Source organism: Clavibacter sp. VKM Ac-2872 (genome assembly GCF_015351105.1).
Taxonomy (GTDB): Bacteria; Actinomycetota; Actinomycetes; order Actinomycetales; family Microbacteriaceae; genus Clavibacter.
Window position 1 is genome coordinate 841,638 of the sequence record NZ_JADKRR010000001.1, and the last position, 26,658, is coordinate 868,295.

Genomic DNA, 26,658 nt, shown 5'->3' on the forward strand with positions numbered 1-26,658 from the left:
GGAACGACATGAACCACCTTCGCCCGACCACGGTCGTCATCTCCACGATCGCCGTGGGGGTGATCGCGGTGTCCAGCGGCGTCGCCGCCCAGACCGCGTTCGCCGCGACCGACTACCCCTCGTGGGCCGACGTCCAGGCGGCGAAGGCGAACCAGGCCGACACCCAGGCGGCCATCGACCGCGTGACCGAGCTGGCGACGGGGCTGCAGGAGTCCGCGGACCAGTCGAACAAGGCCGCGATGATCGCCGGCGAGAAGTACGCCGAGGCGCAGGCCGCGCGCGACGCGAAGGCCGACGAGCTCGCGCGCCTGCAGAAGAAGTCCGACGAGGCCCAGGCGACGGCCCTCACCAGCCGGATGCGCGCCGGGCTCCTCGCGAGCCACCTCGCGCGGGCCGGCGGCCAGGACATCACGGCGAGCCTGTTCGCGTCGGACGGCGACGACGCGGAGGGGCTGCTGCGCTCGCTCGGCACCATGACGAAGCTCTCCGAGAGCACGCAGTCCGTGTACCAGCAGGCGCTCGCGGACCGCAACAGCGCCGCGTCGCTGAGCGACCAGGCGCAGGTCGCGAAGGACGAGCTCGCCCGGCTCGCGGACGAGGCCCAGAAGGCGCTCGACGACGCGAACTCCGCCGCCGCGACCGCGCAGGCCGCGGTCGCCGAGCAGACGCGCAACAGCGACCAGCTCATCGCGCAGCTGGCGCTGCTCAAGGACTCCACCTCGGAGATCGAGGCGCAGTACATCCAGGGCATCACGCAGCCGCCGATCCCCGCCCCCGTGGCCGCACCGGCGCCCTCGTCGGGCGGCTCGGGCGGCGGCGGATCCTCGTCCGGCGGCGGCGGCGGCGGTTCGTCGTCCGGCGGCGGATCCTCGTCCGGTGGTGGATCGGGCGCGCCCGCCCCCGCACCCCAGCAGCCGGCCCCGCAGCAGCCCTCGCGTCCCGCGCCCGGCCCGGCTCCCGCTCCCGCGCCGGCCCCCGCCCCGTCCGGCAACGCCGCGCAGGTCGCCCTCGGGTTCGCGAAGGCCCAGCTCGGCGAGGCCTACGTCCTCGGCGGCGCGGGCCCCAACGTGTGGGACTGCTCGGGACTCGTGATGATGGCGTACCGCGCGGCGGGCATCGACGTCGGCAGCCACTCGGTGAGCAGCCAGTACAACACCATGCAGGCGCGGGGCCGCCTCGTGCCGTTCTCGCAGCGTCAGCCGGGGGACATCATCTTCTGGAACGACGGCAGCGGGTTCTACCACGACGCCCTCTCGATGGGCGGGAACACCATCATCGCGGCGCCGAAGCCCGGCGACGTGGTGAAGATCCAGCAGCTCTGGGGCTTCGGCGACATCATGCCCTACGTCGGCCGACCCGGCTGATCCCCTCCGATCGGCCCTGCCCGGACACGACGACGCCCGCCTCACCGCAGCTGCTGCGGAGGCGGGCGTCGTCGTGTCAGCCGCGCGGGCTCACCGGGTGACGCGGATCAGGCGTCCTCCTCCGGCTCGCCGCCGTGCCCGTGGCCCTCGGCCTGGAGCTTCTCGAAGCCGGCCTGGACGATGCGCTCGGCCTCGGCCGCGTCGCCCCACCCTTCCGTCTTGACCCACTTGCCGGGCTCGAGGTCCTTGTAGTGCTCGAAGAAGTGCTCGATCTCGTTGCGCGTCTGCTGCGGCACGTCGTCGATGTCCTGGACGTGGGCCCAGCGCGGGTCCTTCGCGGGGACGGCGATGACCTTGGAGTCGATGCCGGCCTCGTCGCTCATGTTGAAGACGCCCACCGGGCGGACGGCGACGCCGACGCCGGGGAAGACCGGGTACTCGAGCAGCACGAGCACGTCGACGGGGTCGCCGTCGAGGCCGAGGGTGTTCTCGAAGTAGCCGTAGTCGGTGGGGTAGACGAACGACGTGAAGAGCACGCGGTCGAGGTACACGCGGCCCGTCTCGTGGTCGACCTCGTACTTGTTGCGGGACCCCTTGGGGATTTCGACGACGACGTCGTAGCTGGCCATGCGCGTGCTCCTCGTGGTTCGGACGTGGGCGGGATGCTGCCATAACGTTAGTGGATGCCCTCCGAGCGCCCCCGTCTCACGCCCGCCGTCGCGGACCTCAGGCGGGCGGTCCGCGCGGCGATCGCGGCGCTGCCCGCGGAGCCGGCCGGTCCCGTCCTCGTCGCGCTCTCGGGCGGCGCCGACTCGCTCGCGCTGGCCGCGGCCGCCGCGTTCGAGTGCCCCCGCGCGGGCGTCGCCGCGGGCGCGGTCGTCGTCGACCACGGCATGCAGGAGGGATCCGCCGCGGTCGCCGCGCGGGCCGCCGACGCCGCGCGCGCCCTCGGCCTCGCACCGGTCCTCGTGTCGCGCGTGCGGGTGGATCCCGGCGCGTCCGGCCCCGAGGCCGCCGCGCGCGTCGCCCGGTACGCGGCGTTCGACGACGCGCTGCGGGAGACCGGATCCCGCGCGCTGCTCCTCGCCCATACCCTCGACGACCAGGCGGAGACCGTGCTGCTCGGGCTGGCGCGGGGGTCGGGCGCCACGAGCCTCCACGGCATGGCCGCGTCCATGCCCGCGCGCGCGGCCGACGCCGTGTACCTCCGGCCGCTGCTCGGGATCCGCGCGGCCGTCACCCGTGCCGCGTGCGTCGACCAGGGCCTCACCCCGTGGCAGGACCCGCACAACGCCGATCCCCTCTACGCCCGCGTGCGCGTCCGCCACGACGTGCTGCCCGTGCTCGAGCGCGAGCTCGGCCCCGGCGTCGCGGAGGCCCTGGCCCGCACGGCCGACCAGCTGCGCGAGGACGACGACGCGCTCGAGCACTTCGCCGCCGAGATGATCGAGGAGATCGCCGACCACGCCGAGGCGGGCATCTCCCTCGAGGTCGCCTCGCTCCTCGCCGCGCCGCCCGCGCTGCGGCACCGGCTGATCCGCCTCGCCGCGCGCGAGGAGTTCGCGTCCCACCTCTCGCGGACGCACGTCCTGGAGGTCGCGCGCCTCGTCACCGACTGGCACGGGCAGGGGCCGGTCGACCTGCCGGGCGTTAGGGTCGTACGCAAGGACGGGCTCATCGTCCTCAGCGCCAGGACGACGGAAGAGTGACATGAGATCCACCGACATCGCCGACGACCTGACCGAGGTCCTCCACACCGAGGAGGAGATCCACGGCCGCATCGCCGAGATGTGCCGCGAGATCGAGCGCGACAACCCGGGGGAGGAGCTGCTCCTCGTGGGCGTGCTCAAGGGCGCGGTCATGGTCATGGCCGACCTCGCCCGCGAGCTCGCGCTGCCGATCCACATGGACTGGATGGCGGTCAGCTCCTACGGCTCCGGCACCAAGTCGAGCGGCGTCGTCCGCATCCTCAAGGACCTCGACGCCGACCTCACCGGCCGGCGCGTGCTCATCGTCGAGGACATCATCGACTCCGGCCTCACGCTGTCCTGGCTGCTGGCGAACCTCCGTTCGCGCGGGGCCGAGAGCGTCGAGGTGTGCGCGCTGCTGCGCAAGCCCGAGGCCGCGAAGATCGCGGTCGACGTCAAGTACGTGGGCTTCGAGATCCCCGACGACTTCGTGGTCGGCTACGGGCTCGACTACGCCGAGCGGTACCGCAACCTCCGCGACGTGGCGATCCTCGCGCCGCACGTCTACAGCTGAGTCGCCCCGCCCCTCTTACCCGCCTCCATGCCGGCGCACGTTCGGCTGGCGGCGAACACCGCGGCCACGCTCAGACGGCCGCTTGTATCCTCGAGACATCTCGTCGCCGTACGGCGCGGCACGGGCAGAAAGGTGTCGGGCCCGCGCCCCTACGCTCATGAACTTCAAGAAACTCCTCCGCAGCCCGATCCTGATCGTCGTCCTCGCCATCGTCGTGGTGTCCGTGGGCTTCAGCCTCATCACGGGATCCGGATACAAGACCATCACCACGCAGCACGGCCTCGAGCTGATCCAGGACGGCAAGGTCGCCTCCGCCAAGATCATCGACGGCGAGCAGCGCGTGGACCTCACGCTCGCGAGCGCCGACGGCGACAACGGCACCATGGTGCAGTTCAACTACGTCGCGCAGCGCGGCGGCGAGATCGTCTCCGCCATCACGACCGCGAACCCGGCCGAGGGCTTCGACGACCAGGTGCCGCAGCCGAGCTGGCTCCTCTCCGCGTTCAGCATCCTGCTGCCGCTCCTGCTCATCGGCTTCTTCATCTGGATCATGTTCTCCGGCATGCAGGGCGGGGGGAACCGCGTCATGCAGTTCGGCAAGTCGAAGGCGAAGCTCGCCTCCAAGGACTCCCCGAAGGTCACGTTCGCGGACGTCGCCGGGTCGGACGAGGCCATCGAGGAGCTCGAGGAGATCAAGGACTTCCTCAAGGAGCCCGCCAAGTTCCAGGCCGTCGGCGCCCGCATCCCCAAGGGCGTGCTGCTGTACGGCCCTCCCGGCACCGGCAAGACCCTGCTCGCGCGCGCCGTCGCGGGCGAGGCGGGCGTGCCCTTCTACTCCATCTCCGGATCCGACTTCGTCGAGATGTTCGTGGGCGTCGGCGCGAGCCGCGTGCGCGACCTGTTCGAGCAGGCCAAGCAGAACGCGCCGGCCATCATCTTCGTCGACGAGATCGACGCGGTCGGCCGCCACCGCGGCGCCGGCGTCGGCGGCGGCAACGACGAGCGCGAGCAGACCCTCAACCAGCTCCTGGTGGAGATGGACGGCTTCGACGTCAAGACCAACGTCATCCTCATCGCGGCCACCAACCGGCCCGACGTGCTCGACCCCGCGCTCCTGCGTCCCGGCCGCTTCGACCGCCAGATCGGCGTCGACGCCCCCGACCTGCAGGGCCGCAAGCAGATCCTCGAGGTGCACGGGCGCGGCAAGCCGCTCGCCGCGGGCGTCGACCTCGAGGTCCTCGCGCGGAAGACCCCGGGCTTCACGGGCGCCGACCTCGCCAACGTCCTCAACGAGGCCGCGCTCCTCACGGCGCGCTCCAACGCCCAGCTCATCGACGACCGCGCGCTCGACGAGGCCGTCGACCGCGTCATGGCCGGGCCCCAGCGCCGCAGCCGCATCATGCGCGACCACGAGAAGCTCATCACCGCGTACCACGAGGGCGGGCACGCGCTCGCGGCGGCGGCGATGAACAACACGGATCCCGTCACCAAGGTCACGATCCTGCCCCGCGGCCGCGCCCTCGGCTACACGATGGTGCTGCCGCTCGAGGACAAGTACTCCGTCACCCGCAACGAGCTGCTCGACCAGCTGGCGTACGCCATGGGCGGCCGCGTGGCGGAGGAGATCGTGTTCCACGACCCGACCACGGGCGCGTCGAACGACATCGAGAAGGCCACGTCCACGGCCCGCCGCATGGTCACCGAGTACGGCATGAGCGCCAAGGTCGGATCCGTGAAGCTCGGCTCGAGCTCCGGCGAGCCGTTCCTCGGCCGCGAGCTCGGCGGCGGACGCGACTACTCGGAGGACATGGCCCTCACGGTCGACGCCGAGGTGCGCGCGCTCCTCGACGGCGCCCACGACGAGGCGTGGCAGGTCATCAACGACAACCGCGACGTGCTCGACCGACTGGCCACCGAGCTGCTCGAGAAGGAGACGCTCGACCACGACCAGCTCGCGGCGATCTTCGCGGACGTCAAGAAGCTGCCGCCGCGCCCGCAGTGGCTCTCCAGCGACAAGCGCCCGCTGTCCGACCTGCCTCCCGTGCCGATGCCGCAGAAGGCGCCCATCGACCAGGGCGTCGTCGACGGCGCGGTCGACTCGGAGCCGCCGGCCGGCAAGCCGAAGCGCTCGCCCTTCCCGCGTCCCGCGACGGCCTGATCCGGTGGGCGTCGACCGGGCGCGCATCGAGGCGGCCGTGGCCGAGCTGATCCTCGCGATCGGCGAGGACCCGGGCCGGGAGGGCCTCGCGACCACCCCGGCGCGGGTGGCCGAGGCCTACGGCGAGTTCTTCGCGGGCGTGGGCGCGGATCCGCTCCGGCACCTGCGCGAGACGTTCCCCCTCCCCGAGACGGACGCGGCGCCGCAGCCCGTGATCGTGACCGGCATCGCCTTCCGCTCCATCTGCGAGCACCACCTGCTGCCGTTCACGGGCGTCGCGCACCTGGCCTACGTGCCGGGGGAGCGGATCGTGGGGCTCGGCCGGCTGCCGCGCGTGGTCGACGACCTCGCGTCGCGGCCGCAGATGCAGGAGCGGCTGGGGGAGCAGATCGCGGAGGCGCTCGAACGGGGCCTCGGCGCCCGCGGCGTGGCCGTGATCCTCGACGCGACGCACGGCTGCGTCACCGCGCGCGGCACGCGGCAGGCGGGCAGCACGACCATCACCATAGCGGCGCGCGGGTCGCTCGCCGAGCCCGCGGCGCGCGCCGAGGTGCTGGCGCTCCTGCCCGCCGCTGCCGCTCGGGACCGGCCGTGACCTGCCCGTCGTCGCCCGTCGCGCGCACGCTCGTGATGGGGATCCTCAACGCCACCCCCGACTCCTTCAGCGACGGCGGCCGCCACCTCGCCCTCGACGACGCGCTCGCGCACGCCAGGCGGATGGTCGCCGCGGGTGCCGACCTCGTGGACGTCGGCGGGGAGTCCACCCGCCCGGGCGCCCTCCGGGTGGACGCCGACGAGGAGCTCCGGCGCGTGCTCCCCGTCGTGCGGGAGCTCGCCGCGGAGGGCATCGCCGTGAGCGTCGACACCATGCGCGCCGCGACCGCGGAGGCCTGCATCGGCGCGGGGGCGCGCGTCGTCAACGACGTGTCCGGGGGGCTCGCGGATCCGCGCATGGCCGCCGTCGTCGCCGGAGCCGACGTCGACTACGTGGCGATGCACTGGCGCGGGCACAGCGACACCATGGCGGCGCGGGCGACCTACGCCGACACGGTCGGCGAGGTGCGCGACGAGCTCGACGCCCGCGTCGCCGCGCTGGTCGCCGCGGGGCTCGATCCCGCCCGCATCGTCCTCGACCCGGGCCTCGGCTTCGCGAAGGAGGCCGCGCACGACTGGCAGCTGCTCGGATCCCTCGACCGCTTCACGGGCCTCGGCCACCGCGTGCTCGTGGGCGCCTCCCGCAAGCGCTTCCTCGGGCGGCTGCTGCCCGAGGGCGCGGGCGTCGCGGACCGGGACGTGCCGACCGCCGTCGTCAGCGCCCTGTCCGCGCGCTCCGGGGCGTGGGCCGTGCGCGTGCACGACGTCGCGTCCACGCGCGCGGCGCTCGCGGTCGAGGGGGCGTGGGCGCGCGGGCGCGCCGAGGCCGCCGCCGCCGCATCCGCCGGGCCGTCGGCCGCCGCCGGTCTGTCAGAGTAGGAGCATGAGCGCCGTGAGCCAGGACCGTGTCGTCGTCTCCCCGCAGGCGGTGCTCGTGCGCATCGCGGTCGCCGCGCTCATCGCGTCCGTGATCCTCGGCGCCGGGCTGACCTTCCCCACCGACCTGGCCGCCGGTGCGGGGACGGGCGTCGTGGTCGCGAAGGTCGTCGCCGTCGTGCTCGGGCTCCTCGGATCGCTCGGCAGCGCCTACGCCTCCGTCGTGCTGCTCTCGCCCGTCCTCACCACGATCGGCGCCGCTCTCTGGCCGGTCGCCGTCGCGCTGCTCGGCACCGCCCTGGGGATCGTCGGCGCGCTGCCGTTCTCCTCGGCGGCGAGCGAGGGCGACGCGTCTCACGCCGCCATCGGGCTCGTCGCCGCGGTGCTCGCCGTGCTCGGGATCGCCGCCGCCATCGGGTGGGCCGTCGTCCAGCGTCGCGTCGCGCGCCTCGCCGCCACGGCCCGCCGGGTCACCGAGACGGGCCGCCGCACCTCCGCGATCGTGACCGCGGTCCAGCGCCTCGACGGATCCGGCGACGCCGTCCGCGCGCGCCTCACGGTCGCCTTCACCGACGCCGACGGCCGCGACCACCACGTCACCCGCACCGTCACCACGGCCGACCGCCTGCTCCCCGCCGTCGGCGGCAAGCTCCCGCTCTGGTACGACCCGGCCGACCCGGGCGACCTCCCGTCCATCGTCGTGGGCCGCTCATGGTGACGACCCTGCCGGCCGACCGCATCCTCCTCACCGGCCTCCGCGTGCACGCCCACCACGGCGTCTTCGCCGAGGAGCGCCGTGACGGCCAGCCGTTCGTGGTCGACCTCGAGGTCGCGCTCGACCTCGCCCCCGCGGGCGGCAGCGACGAGCTGGCCCGCACGCTGCACTACGGCGAGCTGGCCGAGGAGGTCGCCGCGGCGGTCGGGCGCGATCCGGTCGACCTCATCGAGACGGTCGCCGAGCGCGTCGCGGGCGTCGTGCTCGCGCATCCCGTCGCCCGGTGGGTGCGCGTCACCGTGCACAAGCCGGACGCGCCGATCGCGGTGCCGTTCGACGACGTGGCCGTGGTGATCGAGCGCGCGTCCGCGCTGCCCGCGCCGGGGGAGGCCGCGCGCGCGGTCGTGGCCGTGGGATCCAACCTCGGCGACCGGCGCGCGACCATCGAGCGCGCGCTGGCCCTGGTCGACGAGGTGCCGGGTCTCCGGGTCGTGCGCTCCTCGGAGCTCGTGGAGTCCGTCGCCGTGACCGCCGACGGGGAGGATCCGACGAAGCCCGGCTACCTCAACGGCGTCGCGCTGGTGGACGCGCGCCTCGGCCCGCACGAGCTGCTGGACGCGCTGGCCGCGATCGAGCGCGACCTCGGCCGCGTCCGCGCCGAGCGCTGGGGCGACCGCACGATCGATCTCGACGTCGTCGCGTACGGCGACGCGCGGATCCACGACGACCGGCTCACGCTCCCGCACCCGCGCGCCGCCGAGCGCGCCTTCGTGCTGGGGCCGTGGCTGCAGGCGGATCCCGACGCGGTGCTGCCCGGCCGCGGCCGCGTCGACGCGCTGCTCGCGGCCCTCGAGCCCGCCGTCGACCCCGCGGAGGCCACCCCATGACGCGCACGCGCTCCACCACCCTCATCGCCCTCCTCATCGCGGGCGCGGCCGTCGGCTGGTTCGCCGAGAACGCGCTCGTGATGACCGGCCGCGCGCTCCTCATCCCGCCGCTCACGCTCGGCGCGACGCTCCTCATCGTCGGGATCGTGCTGCTCGCGCTCGCCCGCCCCATCCGCCGCTCGACGCTCGGACGCACCCCGGGACGCGTCGACCCCTTCCGTGCCACGCGCGTGGTGCTCCTCGCCAAGGCGTCGGCTCTCGCCGGGGCGCTGCTCACCGGGATCACCGGGGGAGTGCTGGCCTTCGTGCTGGCGCGTCCCGTGCTGCCCGGCGCGTCCTCGGTCGGGCTGGCGGTGGCCGGTACGGTGGGAGCCGTCGTCCTCCTCGTCGCCGGGCTGGTCGCCGAGCACTGGTGCACGGTCCCGCCCGACGATGGAGACGACCCGCGCGCCGGGGATCCGGCGCGCGAGCTCTCGTAGGACCCTCAGCACGACCCCCGCACCGCCGCCGGCAGGCCCCATCGCACCAACCGAGGAGCACCGTGACCCCGAACGTCGACCCGCACGGCGTCTCCTGGCGCCGCGTCTCCCCGCGCCTCGTCGGCGTCGAGCTGGTGGGCGGCGTGATCACCGCCCTCGTGCTCGGCGGCATCGCGGCGTTCCTCTTCGCGGTCGAGGCGCCGCGCTGGCTGCCCATCGTGCTCGGCGCCGCCGCGGCGATCGAGCTGGTGGTGACGCTCGTCATCGTCCCGCGCCGCGTGCGGGCGATGGGCTACCAGCTCCGCGAGGACGACCTCGTCTTCCGCCGCGGCATCATGTGGACGCGCGTCGTCGCCGTGCCGTACGGGCGGATGCAGCTCGTCGACATCACGCGCGGCCCCGTCGGCCGCGTGCTCGGCCTGGCGGACCTCAAGCTCGTGACCGCGGCCGCCGCGGCGGCCATCCAGATCCCCGGCCTCACGAACGCGGACGCCGAGGAGCTGCGCGACCGGCTCGTCGCCCTCGCCGAGACGCGCCGGGCCGGGCTGTGAGCGACCCGACGCCCGAGGATCCGGCGGCGCGCCCGTCCCGCGCCGCGCCCGGCGACGCCTCGTCCGCCTCGGCGTCCGCGGAGGGAGCCGGCCCCGCCGCGGAGGCGCGGATCGCGGAGGAGCTCACCGACGGCGACTGGCACCGCCTGCACCCCGCCACCCCCGTGCTCCGCGGCGGGGTCCTCTTCATCGTCGCGATCGGCTTCCTCGTCTCGTCGCTGCGCGAGCAGCTCGTGGAGCAGTTCGTGCCCGGCCAGCGTCGGGACGGCGAGCAGGACCTCATCCCGATGCTCGTGGAGTCCGGCAGCCTCATCTGGGTGATCCTCGCGCTCCTGGCGTTCACCCTCCTCGCGGTCGGCATCTCCTACCTCTCCTGGCGGATGCACACGTTCCGCGTCACCGAGGAGACCGTCGAGGTGCGCAGCGGAATCCTGTCGCGCACGAACCGGCGGGCCCGGCTCGACCGGATCCAGGGCGTCAACATCGTCCGCCCCCTCATCGCGCGGCTCATCGGCGCGGCCAAGCTCGAGATCCAGGTCGCGGGCAACGACGCCAACCTGCCGCTGCAGTACCTCCGCTCGCGCGACGCCGACGCGTTCCGCCTGCGCGTGCTGCGGCTCGCGTCCGGCGCGCGGGCGGAGGCGGCCGGATCCGCTCCCGCCGCCCCCGGCGCTCCCGCCCGCGGCTTCGTCGGCTCCCGCGTGGACGACTTCCTCGCGCCGGAGCTCGATCCCGATGCGGCGCCGCCGCAGTCCATCGTGCGCATCCCCATCCCGCGCCTCGTCGGCGCCGTCCTCCTCTCGGCGCCGACGGTCGTGCTCGTGCTGTTCGTGGTGGTGGGGATCCCGCTCATCGTGCGCTTCGAGGCCTGGTACCTGCTCGTGCCGCTGCTGCCCACGCTGCTGGGATCCGCCGGCTTCTTCGTGCGCCGCATCACGCGCTCGCTCCGCTACAGCGTCGCCGGCACGCCCGACGGCGTCCGCGTGGGCTTCGGGCTCCTGTCGACGAGCAACGACACCATCCCGCCCGGCCGGATCCACGCGGTCGAGGTCGTGCAGCCGCTCCTCTGGCGCGCGTCCGGCTGGTGGGAGATCCGCATCACGCGCGCCTCGTACTCCTCGGCGCCGGGCGCGGCCGGCCAGCAGAACACGTCGATCCTCCCGGTGGGCGACCGCCGCGACGTCGACCGCGTGCTCGGCCTCGTGCTGCCCGACCTCGTGGGCGACCGGACGCTGGCGCTCGTCGCCGCGGGCATGACCGGCCGCGGGGGAGTCGATGACGGCTTCACGACGTCGCCGCGTCGGGCCTGGATCCTCAAGCCCTTCTCCTGGCGCCGCACCGGCTTCGCGGTCGACGCGTCGGCGTTCCTCGTCCGCCGCGGCATGATCTGGCGTCGCCTCGTCATCGTGCCGCACGCCCGGACGCAGGGCGTCGACCTCACGCAGGGCCCGATCGACCGCCGCCTCGACCTCGTGTCGGTGCGCGCCGCCACCGTCGCGGGACCCGTGGACACTCGGCTCGGCGCCATCGACCGCGCCACCGGGATGGAGCTGTCGACCCGGCTGGTCCAGGCCGCCGTGGCGTCCGCCCGCTCGGACACGTCCGCGCACTGGGGCGCCGAGGCCGCGAGCTGGCCGGCGCCGGGATCCGCGACCGCGACCGCGCCGGCCGCCCCGCCGGCCCCCGCCCGCGACTCCGACGAGGAGCCCGCTCCCGCTCGCGATCCCGCGTCCCCCTGGCCGCCGCCCGCCGCCGACGCCCCGCGCCACCGCTCCGCGCCCGAGGACCCCGCGTGACCTCCCCGTCCCAGCGCTCCGGCCGGCTCGGCGTCGGCATCGTCGGCGCGGGCCGGGTCGGCCCCGTCCTCGGCGCGGCGCTCGCGGGCGCCGGTCACGCGATCACCGGCATCTCGGCCGTCTCCGCCGCCAGCCGCGAGCGCGCGGAGGCCATGCTGCCGGGGGTCCCGGTCCTCGAGATCCCCGATCTCGTCGAGCGGAGCGAGCTCGTGCTCCTCGCCGTCCCCGACGCCGAGCTCCCCGGCCTCGTCGCGGGTCTCGCCGCCACGGGCGCGTGGCAGGCGGGTCAGCTCGTCGTGCACACCTCGGCGGCGCACGGGATCCAGGTGCTGGCCCCGGCGTTCGCGTCCGGCATCATCCCGCTCGCCATCCACCCGGCGATGTCGTTCACCGGCACGAGCATGGACCTCAGCCGCATGGCGGACAGCTGGTTCGCCGTGACCGCGCCCGCGCCCGTCCTCCCCATCGCGCAGGTGCTCGTCGTGGAGATGGGCGGCGAGCCCGTCGTCGTGGAGGAGCGTGACCGCACGGCGTACGCCGAGGCCATCTCCACCGCGACCACGTTCTCCACCGCCATCGTCGACCAGGCCGCCGGCCTCCTCGCGGGCATCGGCGTGGAGGAGCCCGGCCGCGTGCTCGGCCCGCTGATCCGCTCGGCCGTCGACGACGCGCTCCGCCGCTCCTCCCCGGCGGGCGGCGCGCGCCTCACGTCCGGCGACATCCCGCTGCCGACGGACGAGGGTCCCGACGCGCACTAACCTTGTGCGTCCGCGTCCCGAGCACCCGAGGAGCACCACGGCATGACGATCCCCGCGCCCACCGTCGTCACCGGCATCGCCGAGCTGCGCGCCCGCGTCCGCGACCACCGGGCCGCGCGCACCGCGGCGGGGGAGGCGCCCGCCGTCGTCCTCGTGCCCACCATGGGCGCGCTGCACGATGGCCACCTGGCGCACGCCCGCCGCGCCCGCGAGCTCGGGTCCCTCGTGGTCGTGTCGATCTTCGTCAACCCCCTGCAGTTCGGCGCGGGCGAGGACCTCGACGCCTACCCGCGCACGCTCGACGCCGACGTGGCCGCGCTCGCGGAGACGGGCGTCGACCTGGTCTTCGCGCCGTCCGCGGCCGAGATGTACCCGGATGGGCCCGCCCGCGTCCGCGTCACCGGCGGATCCGTCGCCCTCACGCTCGAGGGCCGCTCCCGCCCCGGCCACTTCGACGGCATGCTCACCGTCGTGGCGAAGCTCCTCCACGTCGTCGCGCCCGACATCGCCACCTTCGGCCGCAAGGACGCCCAGCAGCTGCACCTCGTCCGCCGCATGGTGCGCGACCTCGACCTGCCCGTCCGCATCGAGGAGCTGCCGACGGTGCGCGAGCCCGACGGCCTCGCCCTCTCGAGCCGCAACCGCTACCTCGACGACCGCGAGCGACGTGCCGCGCGCGTCATCCCGGCCGCGCTCGAGGCCGCCCAGAGCGCCGGGGACCGCGGCATCGACGCCGTCATGGCGGCCGCCCAGTCCGTCGTGATGGGCGAGCCCGCCGTGGCCCTCGACTACTTCCAGGTCGTGGATCCCGCCACCTTCGAGTCCGTGGACGACGGCTTCACGGGCGTCGCGCTCGCCGTCATCGCGGCCCGCGTCGGCAGCACGCGCCTCCTCGACAACGAGACCGTCGTCATCGCCTGACCGGGCCGCGCCCGGGCCGCGCCCGCACCTGCGAGAATCGACGGGAGGCCGCTCGGCCGCACGCCCCTTCGACCCGCGAGGATCCGCCCGCACATGACCGACAGCCCCGGAACGCCCGCGACGCCCGAGACAGCCCCCGCTCCCGCCGTGGAGGGATCCGCGGAGGACGTCGCCGAGCAGAAGGCCGTGCGCCTCGCCAAGCGCGCGCGCCTCAACGCCGAGGGCGGCCCCGGCGAGGGCGCGTACCCGGTGCAGGTCCCGGTCACCACGACCATCCCCGCGGTCCGCGCGGCGTTCGGCCACCTCGAGCCCGGCGAGGAGACCGACCACGTGGTCGGCATCGCGGGCCGCGTCGTCCACTTCCGCAACACCGGCAAGCTCTGCTTCGCGACGCTCCAGGCGGGCGACGGCACCCGCATCCAGGCCATGATCTCGCTGGCCGAGGTCGGCGACGCCGCGCTCGCCGCGTGGAAGGAGCTCGTCGACCTGGGCGACCACGTCTTCGTCGCGGGCCGCGTCATCGCGAGCCGCAAGGGCGAGCTGTCGATCATGGCCAACGAGTGGCGCATCGCCTCGAAGGCCCTGCTGCCCCTGCCGAACCTGCACTCCGAGCTCTCCGACGAGACGCGCGTCCGCAGCCGCTACCTCGACCTGATCGTGCGCGACCAGGCGCGCAAGAACGTCCTCGACCGCGCGAAGGTCAACGCCTCCATGCGCGAGACGTTCCGCCTGCGCGGCTACGTCGAGGTCGAGACGCCCATGCTGCAGGTGATGCACGGCGGCGCGTCCGCCCGCCCGTTCGTCACGCACTCCAACGCCTTCGACACCGAGATGTACCTCCGCATCGCGCCCGAGCTGTACCTCAAGCGCGCGGTCGTCGGCGGCATCGACCGCGTCTTCGAGATCAACCGCAACTTCCGCAACGAGGGCGCCGACTCGACCCACAGCCCCGAGTTCGCGATGCTCGAGGCGTACGAGGCCTACGGCGACTACACCTCCATCGCCGAGCTCACGCAGACGCTCGTGCAGGACGCGGCGATGGCGGTGGCCGGCAGCCACGTCGTCACGTGGGCCGACGGCACCCGGTACGACCTCGGCGGCGAGTGGGACCGGATCTCCATGTACGGCTCGCTGAGCGCGGCCGCGGGCGTGGAGATCACTCCCGGCACGACCGTCGACGAGCTCCAGGCGATCGCCGACCGCGAGGGCGTCGTGGTGCCGCTGAGCACGCACGGCAAGCTCGTCGAGGAGCTCTGGGAGCACTTCGTGAAGGGCGGCCTCGAGCGCCCCACGTTCGTGCTCGACTTCCCGGTGGAGACCTCGCCGCTCACGCGCGCGCACCGCTCGATCGAGGGCGTCGTCGAGAAGTGGGACCTCTACATCCGCGGCTTCGAGCTGGCCACCGGCTACTCCGAGCTCGTGGATCCCGTCGTCCAGCGCGAGCGCTTCGTCGACCAGGCGCGCCAGTCGGCGCGCGGCGACGACGAGGCCATGCCGCTCGACGAGGAGTTCCTCCGTGCCCTCGAGCACGGCATGCCGCCCTCGGGCGGCATGGGCATGGGGGTCGACCGGCTCCTCATGGCCATCACGGGTCTCGGCATCCGCGAGACCATCCTGTTCCCCCTAGTGAAGTAGGCGACCATGCCCCTCGGCCCCGACGGCTCGAACCCCAAGAAGCCCACCACCGCGCGCTACGCCCTCTGGATCATCGTGGGCGGCATCGCCGTCGTCATGATCGGCCAGGGCGTCTACGGCATCCTCACCTAGAGCGCGGCGTATCCTTCTCGCATGGATGCTTTCTGGGCGAGCGCGATCTGGTCGATCCTCCCCACCCTCGGCGTGGGGCTGATCTTCTGGTTCATCATGCGAGCGGTCATCCAGGCGGACAAGCAGGAGCGCAAGGCCTACGCCGCCATCGAGGCGAAGGAGCGCGCCCGCATGGGCGTGCCCGCGGCCGACGCCGACCGCTAGCGCACGGCGCCGTCGCGGGCCCCTCCGGCCCGGATCCTCCGCCCGACGCATCGCGTCACGCCCACGGCGAACAGGGGCATGCACTCCTCGGACCCGTCGTTACTCTCTACATATCGGCGCCGGCCCCCTGCCCCGGTGCCCAGGGAGATACAGATGTTCGAGAGATTCACCGACCGCGCTCGTCGCGTCGTCGTCCTGGCCCAAGAAGAGGCCAAGATGCTCAACCACAACTACATCGGGACCGAGCACATCCTGCTCGGCCTCATCCACGAGGGCGAAGGCGTGGCCGCCAAGGCCCTGGAGTCGCTCGGCATCTCCCTCGATGCCGTCCGCGAACAGGTCCAGGACATCATCGGCCAGGGCCAGCAGCAGCCCACGGGTCACATCCCGTTCACGCCGCGCGCCAAGAAGGTCCTGGAGCTGTCGCTCCGCGAGGCCCTCCAGCTCGGCCACAACTACATCGGCACCGAGCACATCCTGCTCGGCCTGATCCGCGAGGGCGAGGGCGTCGCCGCGCAGGTGCTCGTCAAGCTCGGCGCCGACCTCAACCGGGTGCGCCAGCAGGTCATCCAGCTCCTGTCCGGCTACCAGGGCAAGGAGGCGGTCGCCGTCGGCGGCGAGGCGCAGCAGAGCCAGCAGGCGGGCTCCACGGTCCTCGACCAGTTCGGCCGCAACCTCACGCAGGCGGCGCGCGACGGCAAGCTCGACCCCGTCATCGGGCGCGAGAAGGAGATCGAGCGCGTGATGCAGATCCTGTCGCGCCGCTCCAAGAACAACCCCGTCCTCATCGGCGAGCCCGGCGTCGGCAAGACCGCCGTCGTCGAGGGCCTGGCGCAGGCCATCGTCAAGGGCGACGTCCCGGAGACGCTGAAGGACAAGCAGCTCTACACGCTCGACCTCGGCTCGCTCATCGCCGGATCCCGCTACCGCGGCGACTTCGAGGAGCGCCTCAAGAAGGTCACCAAGGAGATCCGCACGCGCGGCGACATCATCACCTTCATCGACGAGATCCACACGCTCGTGGGCGCGGGTGCCGCCGAGGGCGCGATCGACGCGGCCAGCATCCTCAAGCCGCTTCTCGCGCGCGGCGAGCTGCAGACCATCGGCGCCACCACGCTCGACGAGTACCGCAAGCACTTCGAGAAGGACGCGGCCCTCGAGCGCCGCTTCCAGCCCATCCAGGTGCAGGAGCCCTCGCTGCCCCACACCATCAACATCCTCAAGGGCCTGCGCGACCGCTACGAGGCGTTCCACAAGGTGTCCATCACCGACGGCGCCATCGTCTCCGCGGCGAACCTGGCCGACCGCTACATCGCCGACCGGTTCCTCCCGGACAAGGCCATCGACCTGATCGACGAGGCCGGCGCGCGCCTGCGCCTCTCGATCCTGTCGGCGCCGCCGGAGCTGCGCGAGTTCGACGAGCGCATCTCCACGGTCCGCGTGGCCAAGGAGACCGCCATCGAGGACCAGGACTTCGAGAAGGCCGCGAGCCTGCGCGACGAGGAGAAGAACCTCCTCGGCGAGCGCCTGCGCCTCGAGAAGCAGTGGCGGTCGGGCGATGTCCGCACCACGGCAGAGGTCGACGAGGGCCTGATCGCCGAGGTGCTGGCGCAGGCCACGGGCATCCCGGTGTTCAAGCTCACGGAGGAGGAGTCCTCCCGCCTCGTCTTCATGGAGAAGGCCCTGCACCAGCGGGTCATCGGCCAGGAGGAGGCCATCTCGGCCCTGTCCAAGACCATCCGCCGCACGCGCGCCGGGCTCAAGGACCCGCGTCGCCCCTCGGGATCGTTCATCTTCGCCGGCCCCACGGGCGTCGGCAAGACGGAGCTCGCGAAGGCCCTGGCGGAGTTCCTGTTCGACGACGAGGACGCCCTCATCTCGCTCGACATGAGCGAGTACGGCGAGAAGCACACCGTGAGCCGCCTCTTCGGCGCCCCTCCCGGATTCGTCGGCTTCGAGGAGGGCGGCCAGCTCACCGAGAAGGTGCGCCGCAAGCCGTTCTCCGTGGTGCTGTTCGACGAGATCGAGAAGGCCCACCCGGACATCTTCAACTCGCTCCTCCAGATCCTGGAGGAGGGGCGCCTGACGGATGGCCAGGGCCGCGTGGTCGACTTCAAGAACACGGTCATCATCATGACCACCAACCTCGGCACCAAGGACATCACGGGTGCCCCGGTCGGCTTCCAGGTCGAGAACAACGCCGCGAACTCGTACGAGCGCATGAAGGGCAAGGTCAGCGAGGAGCTCAAGAAGAACTTCAAGCCCGAGTTCCTCAACCGCGTGGACGACACCATCGTGTTCCCGCAGCTGTCGAAGCCCGAGCTGCTCCAGATCGTCGACCTGTTCGTGAAGCGCCTGTCGGACCGCATGATGGACCGCGACCTCACGATCACGCTCGAGACCGCCGCGAAGGAGCGCCTCATCGAGGTCGGCTTCGACCCGTCGCTCGGCGCCCGGCCCCTGCGCCGCGCCGTCCAGCACGAGATCGAGGACCGTCTCTCCGAGCGGATCCTGCAGGGCGAGCTCAACGCGGGCGACCACGTGCACGTCGACTACGTGGACGGCCAGTTCACGTTCGTCACCACGCAGCGCGAGGGCATCTCGGTCGCGGCCGGCATCGGCACCGGGACCGGCACGCCCGACCTCGCCATCACGAGCGAGTAGCGCGCAGCCGGCACCACACGACGGCCCGTCGTCCCCGAGAGGGGCGGCGGGCCGTCGCCGTGCCAGCGGGCTGCGGGTGTCCTCCATGCGGCTGTCGCCTCCCCGGGCCGCGGGCCAGGATGGACTCCGGGCGGAACCGCCCACGAAGGAGATGCTCGCTGATGAGAATTGCCGTCACCGGAGGCTCGGGGAAGCTGGGCCGCCACGTCGTGGCCGACCTGCGCGCCCACGGACACGAAGTCACCAACATCGACCAGGTGGGGGAGCGCGGATCCGGCTACGTCCGCGTCGAAACCACCGACTACGGCCAGGTGGTCGACGCCCTCTTCGGCGTCCAGGACCTGCACGAGGGATTCGACGCCGTCGTCCACCTCGCCGCGATCCCGGCCCCCGCGATCCTGAGCGACGTGGCCACGTTCCACAACAACATGCTCACGAGCTTCAACGTCTTCCAGGCCGCGCGCCGGGCGGGCATCCGCAAGATCGTCTACGCGTCCAGCGAGACCGTGCTCGGCCTGCCGTTCGACGTGCCGCCGCCCTACATCCCCGTCGACGAGGAGTACCCGGCGCAGCCGAACAGCACCTACTCGCTCGTCAAGCACCTCGAGGAGCAGATGGCCATCGAGCTGTGCCGCTGGGATCCCGAGCTGCAGGTCACCGCGCTCCGCTTCTCGAACGTCATGGACGTCGACGACTACGACGCGTTCCCGGGCTTCGACGACGACGCGCTCGCGCGCAAGTGGAACCTGTGGGGCTACATCGACGGCCGCGACGGCGCGCAGGCCGTCCGCAAGGCGCTCGAGCACGACGGGACCGGCTTCGACCGCTTCATCGTCGCGAACGCCGACACCGTGATGAGCCGCTCCAGCGCCGAGCTCGCGGCCGAGGTCTTCCCCGGCGTCGAGGTCACGAAGGAGCTGGGGGAGCACGAGACGCTGCTCTCCATCGACAAGGCCCGCCGGATCCTCGGCTACGAGCCCGAGCACACCTGGCGCGACCACGCGCCGGCCACCACGGGCGACGACCCGGTCGCGGGGCACCCCTCATGAGGTACGTGCGCCTGGGGAGCACGGGCACCGAGGTCTCGGCCATCGCGCTCGGCTGCATGAGCTACGGCGAGCCGACGCGCGGCAACCACGCGTGGACGCTCGGCGAGGAGGACTCGATCCCGCTCATCCGCCGCGCGGTCGAGCTCGGGATCACGTTCTTCGACACGGCGAACGTCTACTCCGACGGGTCGAGCGAGGAGATCACGGGCCGCGCGTTGAAGGAGCTGACGAAGCGCGAGGAGGTGGTCATCGCCACCAAGGTGCACGGCGCCATGGGGGAGGGGCCGAACTCGCGCGGGCTGTCGCGGAAGCACATCATGTGGCAGATCGACGAGAGCCTCCGCCGGCTCGGGACGGACTACGTGGACCTGTACCAGATCCACCGCTTCGACCCGGCGACGCCGCTCGAGGAGACGCTCGAGGCGCTCCACGACCTCGTGAAGGCGGGCAAGGTGCGCTATCTGGGCGCCTCGTCGATGGACGCGTGGCGGTTCTCGAAGGCGCTGCACCTGCAGCGGGCGAACGGCTGGGCGCCGTTCGTCACCATGCAGGACCACTACAACCTCGTGAACCGCGAGGAGGAGCGCGAGATGCTGCCCCTCTGCGCCGACGCGGGCGTGGGATCCCTGCCGTGGAGCCCGCTCGCGCGCGGCCGCCTCACGCGCGACTGGGACGCGAGCACGGACCGGAGCCGCAAGGACGAGTTCGGGAAGACGCTCTACGCCGCGCAGGAGGACTCCGACCGCCGGGTCGCCGCCGCGGTGGCCGAGGTGGCCGCGGCGCGCGGCGTCCCGCGGGCCCAGGTGGCGCTCGCCTGGGTGTCGCGGAACCCCGTCGTCACCGCGCCCATCGTGGGCGGGACGAAGGTCGCGCACATCGAGGACGCGGTCGCGTCGCTGGATCTCGAGCTCACGGCCGACGAGGTGTCCCTGCTCGAGGAGCACTACGTGCCGCACGCGGTCGTCGGCTACTAGCCGCGCCGGGGACCGCCCGCGCCCTCGACTTGCGCGGGCGGCCCTCCGTCGCCTACTCTGAGCGGAGCCACAGACCGCTGGTCGTCGGCGTGCCTCCGCGAGGGGATGCGCCGGACGAAGGTTCACTTCATGTGAAGGCCCGCGCAGGTGATCGAAGCACGATGCAGCGCATGCCCTGAGGGCCTGCGCGACACTCCCGCTCCGGCCTCCTGTGCCGGAGCGTTTCTCATGTGTGCAGCCGGGGGCTGCCAGCACCTCGCACCGCTTCCGCGGTGTCGGGGAACCACGTGATAAGGAGTGCCATGGCGAACAAGGAAGCCTCGGTCGCCGAGCTCGCGGAGAAGTTCCGCAGCTCGAACGCCGTACTGCTCACCGAGTACCGCGGTCTCACCGTTGCCCAGCTCAAGCAGCTGCGGAAGAGCATCAGTGCAGACGCGACCTACGCCGTGGTGAAGAACACGCTGACCAAGATCGCGGCGAACCAGGCGGGGATCTCGTCGTTCGACGACGAGCTCGTCGGCCCGTCCGCGATCGCGTTCGTGCACGGCGACACCGTCGCCGTCGCGAAGGCGCTGCGCACCTTCACCAAGGCCAACCCTCTTCTCGTCGTGAAGGGCGGTTACTTCGACGGCAACCCCCTGACGGCGGACGAGGTGAACAAGCTCGCCGACCTCGAGTCGCGGGAGGTGCTGCTGGGCAAGCTCGCCGGCGCCTTCAAGGCCTCGCTCTTCGGCGCGGCGTACCTGTTCAACGCACCGCTCTCGCAGGCCGTACGCACCGTCGAGGCGCTGCGCGAGAAGCAGGAATCGGCTCAGTAGCACCCCTCGGGTCCCATCCCCGGGGCGCGATGCACTGATCCAACGAGACACCACACCAACCCAAGGAGATACATCATGGCAAAGCTCTCGAACGACGAGCTCATCGAGGCCTTCAAGGAGCTCACGCTCATCGAGCTCAGCGACTTCGTCAAGAAGTTCGAGGAGGTCTTCGAGGTCACCGCCGCGGCGCCCGTCGCCGCTGCCGCCGCCCCCGGCTCGGCCGCCCCCGCGGAGGAGGTCGAGGAGAAGACGTCCTTCGACGTCATCCTCGAGGCCGCCGGCGACAAGAAGATCCAGGTCATCAAGGAGGTGCGCGCCCTCACGAGCCTCGGTCTCGGCGAGGCGAAGGCGCTCGTCGACGGAGCCCCCAAGGCCGTCCTGGAGGGCGCCAACAAGGAGGCCGCCGACAAGGCGAAGGCCCAGCTCGAGGCCGCGGGCGCGACGGTCACCGTCAAGTAGCTCGCACCACCGCACAGCGCACAGGGCGCCGATCCCCTCGGGGGTCGGCGCCCTGCGTCGTTCCCGGGCGGGTGGCGCGGCGTCCTCAGACCAGGTGCCCGCCGCCCGGTCGGTCCAGGGTGCCGGGGATGCCGTCGTGGAAGAACGTGAGGTCGTCCTCGGGGCCGTTCGACACGCGCCCGAAGACCTTGTCGTAGGCGTGGTAGATCACGCCGCGCTCCGGCGGGCCGATGACCAGGATGGAACCCGGCTCCTCGTCGATGACGAAGTACCCGCCGCCGAACTCCTTGCGGGCGACCTCCGAGACGTAGTAGCCGGTGAGGCGGCCGAACGGCGTCGGGAGCTTCGTGCGGGAGTCGTGGAAGCGGCCGAGGATCTCATCCACGCGCGCGAGCGAGGCGCGGGAGAAGTCGAGCGGCGTCTCGTAGTCGTCGCGGTAGATCTGCGCCGCGATGCGCGCGTTCTGCGCGATGGCCGCCTCGTTGCTGCCGGGGGCGGCCGCGGCCGGTCCGTCGGCCTCGCCCGGGAGGGGCACGCCCGCGCCGTCCGGCGCCGTGTCGCTGCGGGTGGGCGACGTGGGCCAGGGCGAGGGGCGCCGGGCCTTCCCCGGGCGCTCCGCCCGGTCGTCCCGCGGTCCCTTGAACAGTCCGAACAGTCCCATGGCTGCCTCCCTCGTGCGTCGCGACGGTGTGATGGCGCCCCATCCTGCACGATCCGCCGACCACGCGAGCGGGCACTCCCGACCGGTCCGTCCCCTCGGCTCGACATTCGCATAGCTCGGCTATATGGTTGATGCGTGACCACGACCGAGCCCGACCTGCGCGCCGTCCTCGGCGACCTCGTCACCGCCGGCCACCGCCTCACGCGCCTGGCCGCGCACGAGGTCGGCGGCGCCAGCTCGCCCGCCGTCTGGCGCACGCTCTCCGTGCTCGTCAGCTGGCCCGGCGGGATGCGCCTCGGCGTGCTCGCCGAGCGGAGCCGCGTCGCGCAGCCCACGACGACCAAGATCGTGCGCGCGCTCGTGGCCCGGGGGTGGATCGCGCAGGTGACGGACCCGTCCGACGCCCGCGCGACGCTCCTCGAGATCACGACCGCGGGGGAGGCCGCCCTCGCCGACTGGCGGGATCGCCTCGCCACCGCCCTCGTGCCGCGCTTCGCCGACCTGCCGGCCGACGACGTGGCCGCGCTCGCCCGAGCGGTCGAGCTCATCATGGCGCGCGTCGACGCGCCGGCCGGCGACTGACCGGCCACCGGCCACCGGCCACCTGCCACCGGCCACCTGCCGCGGCCCGCCCGCGCATCCCCCATCCGCACCGATCCCAGGAGGCGACACCGCACCCGTGTCCACCCAGCAGCACGCGTCGTTCCGCGACATCTTCCGCCAGCCCCGCTCCGTCTTCGCCGTCGCCTTCGCCTGCGTCATCGCGTTCATGGGCATCGGGCTCGTCGACCCGATCCTCCCTGCCATCGCCTCGAGCCTCGACGCGACCGCCACCGAGACCGAGCTCCTGTTCACGAGCTACCTGCTCGTCACCGGGCTCGCCATGCTCATCACCAGCTGGATCTCCAGCCGCATCGGCGCCAAGCGCACCCTGCTCATCGGCCTCGCGATCATCGTGGTCTTCGCGGCCGCGGCCGGCCTCTCCCAGGACGTGGAGCAGGTCATCGGCTTCCGCGCCGGCTGGGGCCTCGGCAACGCGCTCTTCATCTCGACCGCGCTCGCCACCATCGTCGGATCCGCGTCCGGCGGCACCGCGTCCGCGATCATGCTCTACGAGGCGGCGCTCGGCCTCGGCATCGCGGTCGGTCCGCTCCTCGGCGGCCTCCTCGGCACCTGGAGCTGGCGCGGCCCGTTCTTCGGCACCGCGACCCTGATGGCGGTCGGCTTCGTCGCGATCCTCGCCCTCCTCGGGAAGGACACCGCGCCGCGCGCGCCCATGCGCCTGTCCGCGCCGCTGCGCGCGCTCCGCACCCCGGCCCTCGCGGTGCTCGCCGCCGCCGCGCTGTTCTACAACATCGGCTTCTTCGTGCTGCTCGCCTACACGCCGTTCCCGCTGGGCTTCGACGCCATCGGCCTCGGCCTCACCTTCTTCGGCTGGGGAGTGGGGCTCGCGATCACCTCGGTGCTCGTGGCGCCGCTCCTCACGAGGCGCATGGCGCGCACGTCGGTGCTCCGGCTCGTGCTCCCGCTCCTCGCGGTGGACCTCGCGGCCGCCGGCCTCGTGGTCCGCTCCCCGGTCGGGCTGGTGGTGTGCGTGATCGTCGGCGGGCTCCTGCTCGGGGTCCTCAACACGGTCCTCACCGAGTGCGTGATGGAGGCGACGGACCACCCGCGCAGCGTCGCCTCGTCCGCGTACTCGTCGGTCCGGTTCCTCGGCGGCGCCATCGCGCCGCCCGCGGCGACCGAGCTCGCGGACCTCTTCTCCGCCGCGACGCCCTACTACGCCGCGGCCGGATCGGTGCTCGTCGCCCTCGTGATCGTGGTGGCCGGCCACCGCTGGCTGCGTCGCGTCGACGCCGAGCCGGTCGACGCCCTCGAGGAGGCGCAGGCGGTCACCGCGGGCGACGCCTGACGCCCGCCGAGCGCCTCCCGTCCGCCCCGTTCCCGCCCGCCCTCACGGCGCAGGCGGGGCCGGGGGCGCGGTGGTGCTCGCGCGCGCCGCGAAGTCGACGGGGAACGTCACGGTGCGCTCCGCCGCGCCCGCAGGTGCGAGCCCCTCGAGCACCATGCCCACGGCGGCCCGCCCCTGCACCCGCGGATGCTGCTCCACCGTCGTGAGCCCGAACAGCGGCGCGAGCGCATGCCCGTCGATCCCGGCGACCGAGAGCTCGGCGGGCACGGCGATGCCCAGCTGCCGGGCCGCGAGGATCGTCCCGATGGCGATCTCGTCGGAGGCCGCGAAGACCGCCGTCGGCCGGGTCCGGGGATCGGCGAGCAGCGCCATGCCGGAGCGGAACCCGCCGTCGATGGTGAACTCCGCCGTGGCGAACCGCGCCTCGAGCCCGCGCGGATCCGCGTCCATCGCCGCCCGGTAGCCCGCGAGCCGCTTCGCGTGCACGAAGAACGCCATCTGCGCGTGCAGGTCGCCGCCCAGGTGCACGACGCGCGCGTGCCCGAGGCTCAGGAGGTGCTCGGTGGCCAGGCGCGCCGCGGCCTCGTCGTCGATGCTCAGGGTGCTCATGCCCTCGACCGGCCCGCCGATCCCGACGAGCGGCTTGTCGAGCGCGCGCAGTCGCACGACCTCCGCGGGCGTGAGCGCGACGCTCACCGCGATGACCGCGTCCACGCGCTTGCGCACGAGGAAGTACTCGAAGACCTTCCGGCGCTGCTCGGGATCCGCGGTGAGGCGGTAGAGCGTGAGGTCGTAGTCCGCCTCGATGAGCGCCTCCTCGATCCCCTCGAGCAGCTCCGCGAAGAACCAGCGGTTGAGGAAGGGCATGACGACGCCCACGTTCTTCGACTGGCCGGTCACGAGGCTCGACGCGTTCGAGGAGACGACGTACCCGATCTCGGCTGCGGCCTCGGACACCCGGGTGCGCGTGGCGGGGGAGACGTAGCCGCGGCCGCTGAGCGCGCGCGACGCGGTGGCCTTGGAGACCCCGGCCAGCCGGGCGACGTCGGCGATGGCGCTCATCGCGCTCCCTCCATCGGGACCCGCGGCGCCTCGTCGCGCCGGTCGCGCGCGGACTGGAAGCGGTTCCAGGTCGTGCGGGGGCCGAGTCCGATGATGGACCATCCGCGGCGGGCCCGCACCTGCCGGCGCCGAGAAGTAGACCGTTTCGTTATCGGATCCACCTTGCCGTGACCTGCGAGCTCCCCTACGTTGACCTGTGGAACCGGTTCCCGACGCGGGAGAAGGTTTTCGGCGACGGCGCCTCACCAACCGTCGCGCGCACCACGGGACGGCGGGTCACCCCGCATCCCTCGATGAAGAGGAGACGCACATGGGCCACGCCCTATTCCGACGTCGCTTCGCGGCACCCCTCGCAGCGGTCGGCATCGCCGGCCTCGCGCTCACGGGCTGCACGGGCGACATCGCGGCCGAGGACGCCGCGGACACCGACTGCTCGCCGTACTCGTCGTACGGGACGTTCGAGGGGAGCCCCGAGGTCAGCATCGGCGGCACCATCCAGGACGACGAGGCCGATCGGCTCGTCGAGTCCTGGAAGGACTTCGAGAGCTGCACGGGCATCACCGTGAACTACCAGGGCACCAAGGAGTTCGAGGCGCAGATCGCGGTCCTCGCGGAGGGCCAGTCGGCCCCCGACATCGGCATCATCCCGCAGCCGGGCCTGTTCAACGTGCTCGCCACGAAGGGCTACCTGCAGCCGGCGCCCGCCGCCGTCGAGGAGAACGTCGACAAGAACTGGTCCACCGACTGGAAGGGCTACGGCACGGTCGACGGCACCTTCTACGGCGCGCCCCTCATGGCGAGCGTCAAGGGCTACGTCTGGTACTCGCCGGCGGAGTTCAAGGCCAAGGGATACGAGATCCCGAAGTCCACCGCGCAGCTCATGGACCTCACCCAGAAGATCGCGGCCGAGGGCGACCACAAGCCCTGGTGCGTCGGCATCGGCTCCGGCGACGCCACCGGCTGGCCGGGCACCGACTGGGTCGAGAGCTTCGTGATCCGCCAGTCCGGCGCCGAGACCTACGACAAGTGGGTCACCCACCAGATCCCCTTCAACGACCCCGCCATCGTGAAGGCGTTCGACGGCGTCGGCGACATCATCAAGAACCCCGACTACGTCAACGGCGGCCTCGGCGACGTCTCGTCGATCATCTCCACGGAGTTCGGCGACGCCGGCCTCCCGATCCTCGACGGCAAGTGCTCGCTGCACCACCAGGCCTCGTTCTACGAGGGCTTCTGGAAGAAGGCCGACGGCACCGACGCCAAGGTCTCGCCGGACGGCGACGTCTACGCGTTCCTCCTGCCGCCCACCAACGAGGGCGACGCGACGACCGTCACCGGCGGCGGCGAGCTCGTCGGCGCCTTCAAGTCGAGCGACGAGATCACCGCGGTGCTCTCCTACCTCTCGAGCGACACCTGGGCGAACAACCGCGTGAAGCTGGGCGGCGTCATCAGCGCGAACAAGGGGCTCGACCCCGCGAACGCCTCGAGCGACATCCTCAAGCAGAGCATCCGGATCCTCCAGGACCCGAACGCGACGTTCCGCTTCGACGGATCGGACCTCATGCCCGGCGCGGTCGGCACCGACTCCTTCTGGAAGGGGATCGTCGGCTGGCTGAGCGGCGACTCGACCCAGAAGACGGTCGACGCCATCGAGTCGAGCTGGCCCGCGTCCTGATCGACGCAGGCTGATCCACCGCCGGCCCTGACCGGGCCGGCACCGTCCCCCG

At 72.8% G+C, this 26,658-nt stretch carries 27 protein-coding genes; 24 read left to right on the forward strand and 3 right to left on the reverse strand.

The window, feature by feature from the left end; genetic code table 11:
• The first annotated feature begins 8 nt into the window (after positions 1–8).
• Positions 9–1,364 (forward strand): NlpC/P60 family protein, encoded by a 1,356-nt coding sequence (locus tag ITJ40_RS04075; protein ID WP_194665864.1) that lies wholly within the window; start codon positions 9–11, stop codon positions 1,362–1,364.
• A gap of 107 nt (positions 1,365–1,471) precedes the next feature.
• Here the strand turns inward: ITJ40_RS04075 and ppa are convergent, their stop codons facing one another.
• On the reverse strand, positions 1,472–1,993 hold the full coding sequence (ppa, locus tag ITJ40_RS04080; RefSeq protein WP_194665865.1) for an inorganic diphosphatase: 522 nt from the start codon (positions 1,991–1,993) through the stop codon (positions 1,472–1,474).
• A gap of 54 nt (positions 1,994–2,047) precedes the next feature.
• On the opposite strand from ppa, the gene tilS reads away from it, so the two are divergent.
• The 20 genes from tilS to rplL all read left to right on the forward strand — a co-directional run bounded on the left by tilS (position 2,048) and on the right by rplL (position 21,296).
• A complete protein-coding gene (gene tilS, locus ITJ40_RS04085; RefSeq protein WP_194665866.1) occupies positions 2,048–3,073 on the forward strand; it encodes a tRNA lysidine(34) synthetase TilS in 1,026 nt (341 codons plus the stop codon).
• A gap of 1 nt (position 3,074) precedes the next feature.
• Complete coding sequence (hpt, locus tag ITJ40_RS04090; RefSeq protein WP_194665867.1) at positions 3,075–3,626, forward strand: hypoxanthine phosphoribosyltransferase; 552 nt, start codon at positions 3,075–3,077, stop codon at positions 3,624–3,626.
• A 157-nt stretch (positions 3,627–3,783) separates the two neighbouring features.
• Positions 3,784–5,784 carry an ATP-dependent zinc metalloprotease FtsH gene (ftsH, locus tag ITJ40_RS04095; RefSeq protein ID WP_194665868.1) on the forward strand — a complete coding sequence of 667 codons (2,001 nt, stop codon included), beginning with the start codon at positions 3,784–3,786 and terminating at the stop codon, positions 5,782–5,784.
• A 4-nt stretch (positions 5,785–5,788) separates the two neighbouring features.
• Positions 5,789–6,379 carry a GTP cyclohydrolase I gene (gene folE / locus ITJ40_RS04100; protein WP_194665869.1) on the forward strand — a complete coding sequence of 197 codons (591 nt, stop codon included), beginning with the start codon at positions 5,789–5,791 and terminating at the stop codon, positions 6,377–6,379.
• A gap of 35 nt (positions 6,380–6,414) precedes the next feature.
• Entirely contained in the window at positions 6,415–7,257 is an 843-nt protein-coding gene (folP, locus tag ITJ40_RS04105) for a dihydropteroate synthase (protein ID WP_194666942.1), read from the forward strand.
• A gap of 4 nt (positions 7,258–7,261) precedes the next feature.
• A complete protein-coding gene (locus ITJ40_RS04110; RefSeq protein ID WP_194665870.1) occupies positions 7,262–7,972 on the forward strand; it encodes a DUF3592 domain-containing protein in 711 nt (236 codons plus the stop codon).
• The gene (gene folK, locus ITJ40_RS04115) at positions 7,966–8,856 is read left to right on the forward strand and encodes a 2-amino-4-hydroxy-6-hydroxymethyldihydropteridine diphosphokinase (RefSeq protein WP_194665871.1); all 891 of its coding nucleotides are present in this window, start codon (positions 7,966–7,968) and stop codon (positions 8,854–8,856) included. The genes ITJ40_RS04110 and folK overlap by 7 nt, the downstream gene beginning before the upstream one ends.
• Complete coding sequence (locus tag ITJ40_RS04120) at positions 8,853–9,335, forward strand: DUF3180 domain-containing protein (protein WP_194665872.1); 483 nt, start codon at positions 8,853–8,855, stop codon at positions 9,333–9,335. The genes folK and ITJ40_RS04120 overlap by 4 nt, the downstream gene beginning before the upstream one ends.
• Before the next feature lie 62 nt (positions 9,336–9,397).
• Positions 9,398–9,886, forward strand: a complete 489-nt coding sequence (locus ITJ40_RS17395; protein WP_194665873.1) for a PH domain-containing protein — start codon at positions 9,398–9,400, stop codon at positions 9,884–9,886.
• Positions 9,883–11,682, forward strand: a complete 1,800-nt coding sequence (locus tag ITJ40_RS04130) for a PH domain-containing protein (protein ID WP_194665874.1) — start codon at positions 9,883–9,885, stop codon at positions 11,680–11,682. Before ITJ40_RS17395 ends, ITJ40_RS04130 begins: the two co-directional genes overlap by 4 nt.
• Positions 11,679–12,440: a DUF2520 domain-containing protein gene (locus tag ITJ40_RS04135; protein ID WP_194665875.1), complete on the forward strand. Its 762-nt coding sequence runs from the start codon at positions 11,679–11,681 to the stop codon at positions 12,438–12,440. The genes ITJ40_RS04130 and ITJ40_RS04135 overlap by 4 nt, the downstream gene beginning before the upstream one ends.
• Positions 12,441–12,482: 42 nt before the next feature.
• Positions 12,483–13,361 (forward strand): pantoate--beta-alanine ligase, encoded by an 879-nt coding sequence (gene panC / locus ITJ40_RS04140; RefSeq protein WP_194665876.1) that lies wholly within the window; start codon positions 12,483–12,485, stop codon positions 13,359–13,361.
• Between the two features lie 93 nt (positions 13,362–13,454).
• Positions 13,455–14,996, forward strand: a complete 1,542-nt coding sequence (gene lysS / locus ITJ40_RS04145; RefSeq protein WP_194665877.1) for a lysine--tRNA ligase — start codon at positions 13,455–13,457, stop codon at positions 14,994–14,996.
• A 6-nt stretch (positions 14,997–15,002) separates the two neighbouring features.
• The gene (locus ITJ40_RS17215) at positions 15,003–15,128 is read left to right on the forward strand and encodes a hypothetical protein (RefSeq protein ID WP_012037540.1); all 126 of its coding nucleotides are present in this window, start codon (positions 15,003–15,005) and stop codon (positions 15,126–15,128) included.
• Positions 15,129–15,149: 21 nt separating this feature from the next.
• Positions 15,150–15,332: a hypothetical protein gene (locus ITJ40_RS04150; RefSeq protein ID WP_194665878.1), complete on the forward strand. Its 183-nt coding sequence runs from the start codon at positions 15,150–15,152 to the stop codon at positions 15,330–15,332.
• Between the two features lie 153 nt (positions 15,333–15,485).
• Positions 15,486–17,996: an ATP-dependent Clp protease ATP-binding subunit gene (locus ITJ40_RS04155; protein ID WP_012037542.1), complete on the forward strand. Its 2,511-nt coding sequence runs from the start codon at positions 15,486–15,488 to the stop codon at positions 17,994–17,996.
• Positions 17,997–18,157: 161 nt separating this feature from the next.
• Positions 18,158–19,045, forward strand: a complete 888-nt coding sequence (locus ITJ40_RS04160; RefSeq protein ID WP_194665879.1) for an NAD(P)-dependent oxidoreductase — start codon at positions 18,158–18,160, stop codon at positions 19,043–19,045.
• A complete protein-coding gene (locus ITJ40_RS04165; RefSeq protein WP_194665880.1) occupies positions 19,042–20,019 on the forward strand; it encodes an aldo/keto reductase in 978 nt (325 codons plus the stop codon). The genes ITJ40_RS04160 and ITJ40_RS04165 overlap by 4 nt, the downstream gene beginning before the upstream one ends.
• 302 nt (positions 20,020–20,321) lie before the next feature.
• Positions 20,322–20,837, forward strand: coding sequence for a 50S ribosomal protein L10 (gene rplJ / locus ITJ40_RS04170; protein WP_012037545.1), 516 nt, complete (start codon positions 20,322–20,324; stop codon positions 20,835–20,837).
• 75 nt (positions 20,838–20,912) lie between these two features.
• The gene (gene rplL / locus ITJ40_RS04175; RefSeq protein ID WP_045529261.1) at positions 20,913–21,296 is read left to right on the forward strand and encodes a 50S ribosomal protein L7/L12; all 384 of its coding nucleotides are present in this window, start codon (positions 20,913–20,915) and stop codon (positions 21,294–21,296) included.
• 85 nt (positions 21,297–21,381) lie between these two features.
• On the opposite strand, the gene ITJ40_RS04180 is transcribed toward rplL, so the two are convergent.
• Positions 21,382–21,957, reverse strand: coding sequence for a hypothetical protein (locus ITJ40_RS04180; protein WP_194665881.1), 576 nt, complete (start codon positions 21,955–21,957; stop codon positions 21,382–21,384).
• A gap of 135 nt (positions 21,958–22,092) precedes the next feature.
• Here ITJ40_RS04180 and ITJ40_RS04185 point away from each other — a divergent pair, with 135 nt between their 5' ends.
• Both ITJ40_RS04185 and ITJ40_RS04190 read left to right on the forward strand, forming a co-directional pair.
• A complete protein-coding gene (locus tag ITJ40_RS04185) occupies positions 22,093–22,539 on the forward strand; it encodes a MarR family transcriptional regulator (RefSeq protein WP_194665882.1) in 447 nt (148 codons plus the stop codon).
• Between the two features lie 97 nt (positions 22,540–22,636).
• On the forward strand, positions 22,637–23,869 hold the full coding sequence (locus ITJ40_RS04190; RefSeq protein ID WP_194665883.1) for an MFS transporter: 1,233 nt from the start codon (positions 22,637–22,639) through the stop codon (positions 23,867–23,869).
• 42 nt (positions 23,870–23,911) lie between these two features.
• On the opposite strand, the gene ITJ40_RS04195 is transcribed toward ITJ40_RS04190, so the two are convergent.
• Positions 23,912–24,931: a LacI family DNA-binding transcriptional regulator gene (locus tag ITJ40_RS04195; protein WP_194665884.1), complete on the reverse strand. Its 1,020-nt coding sequence runs from the start codon at positions 24,929–24,931 to the stop codon at positions 23,912–23,914.
• A 310-nt stretch (positions 24,932–25,241) separates the two neighbouring features.
• On the opposite strand from ITJ40_RS04195, the gene ITJ40_RS04200 reads away from it, so the two are divergent.
• Positions 25,242–26,606, forward strand: a complete 1,365-nt coding sequence (locus tag ITJ40_RS04200) for an ABC transporter substrate-binding protein (RefSeq protein WP_194665885.1) — start codon at positions 25,242–25,244, stop codon at positions 26,604–26,606.
• The last annotated feature ends 52 nt before the right edge of the window (positions 26,607–26,658 follow it).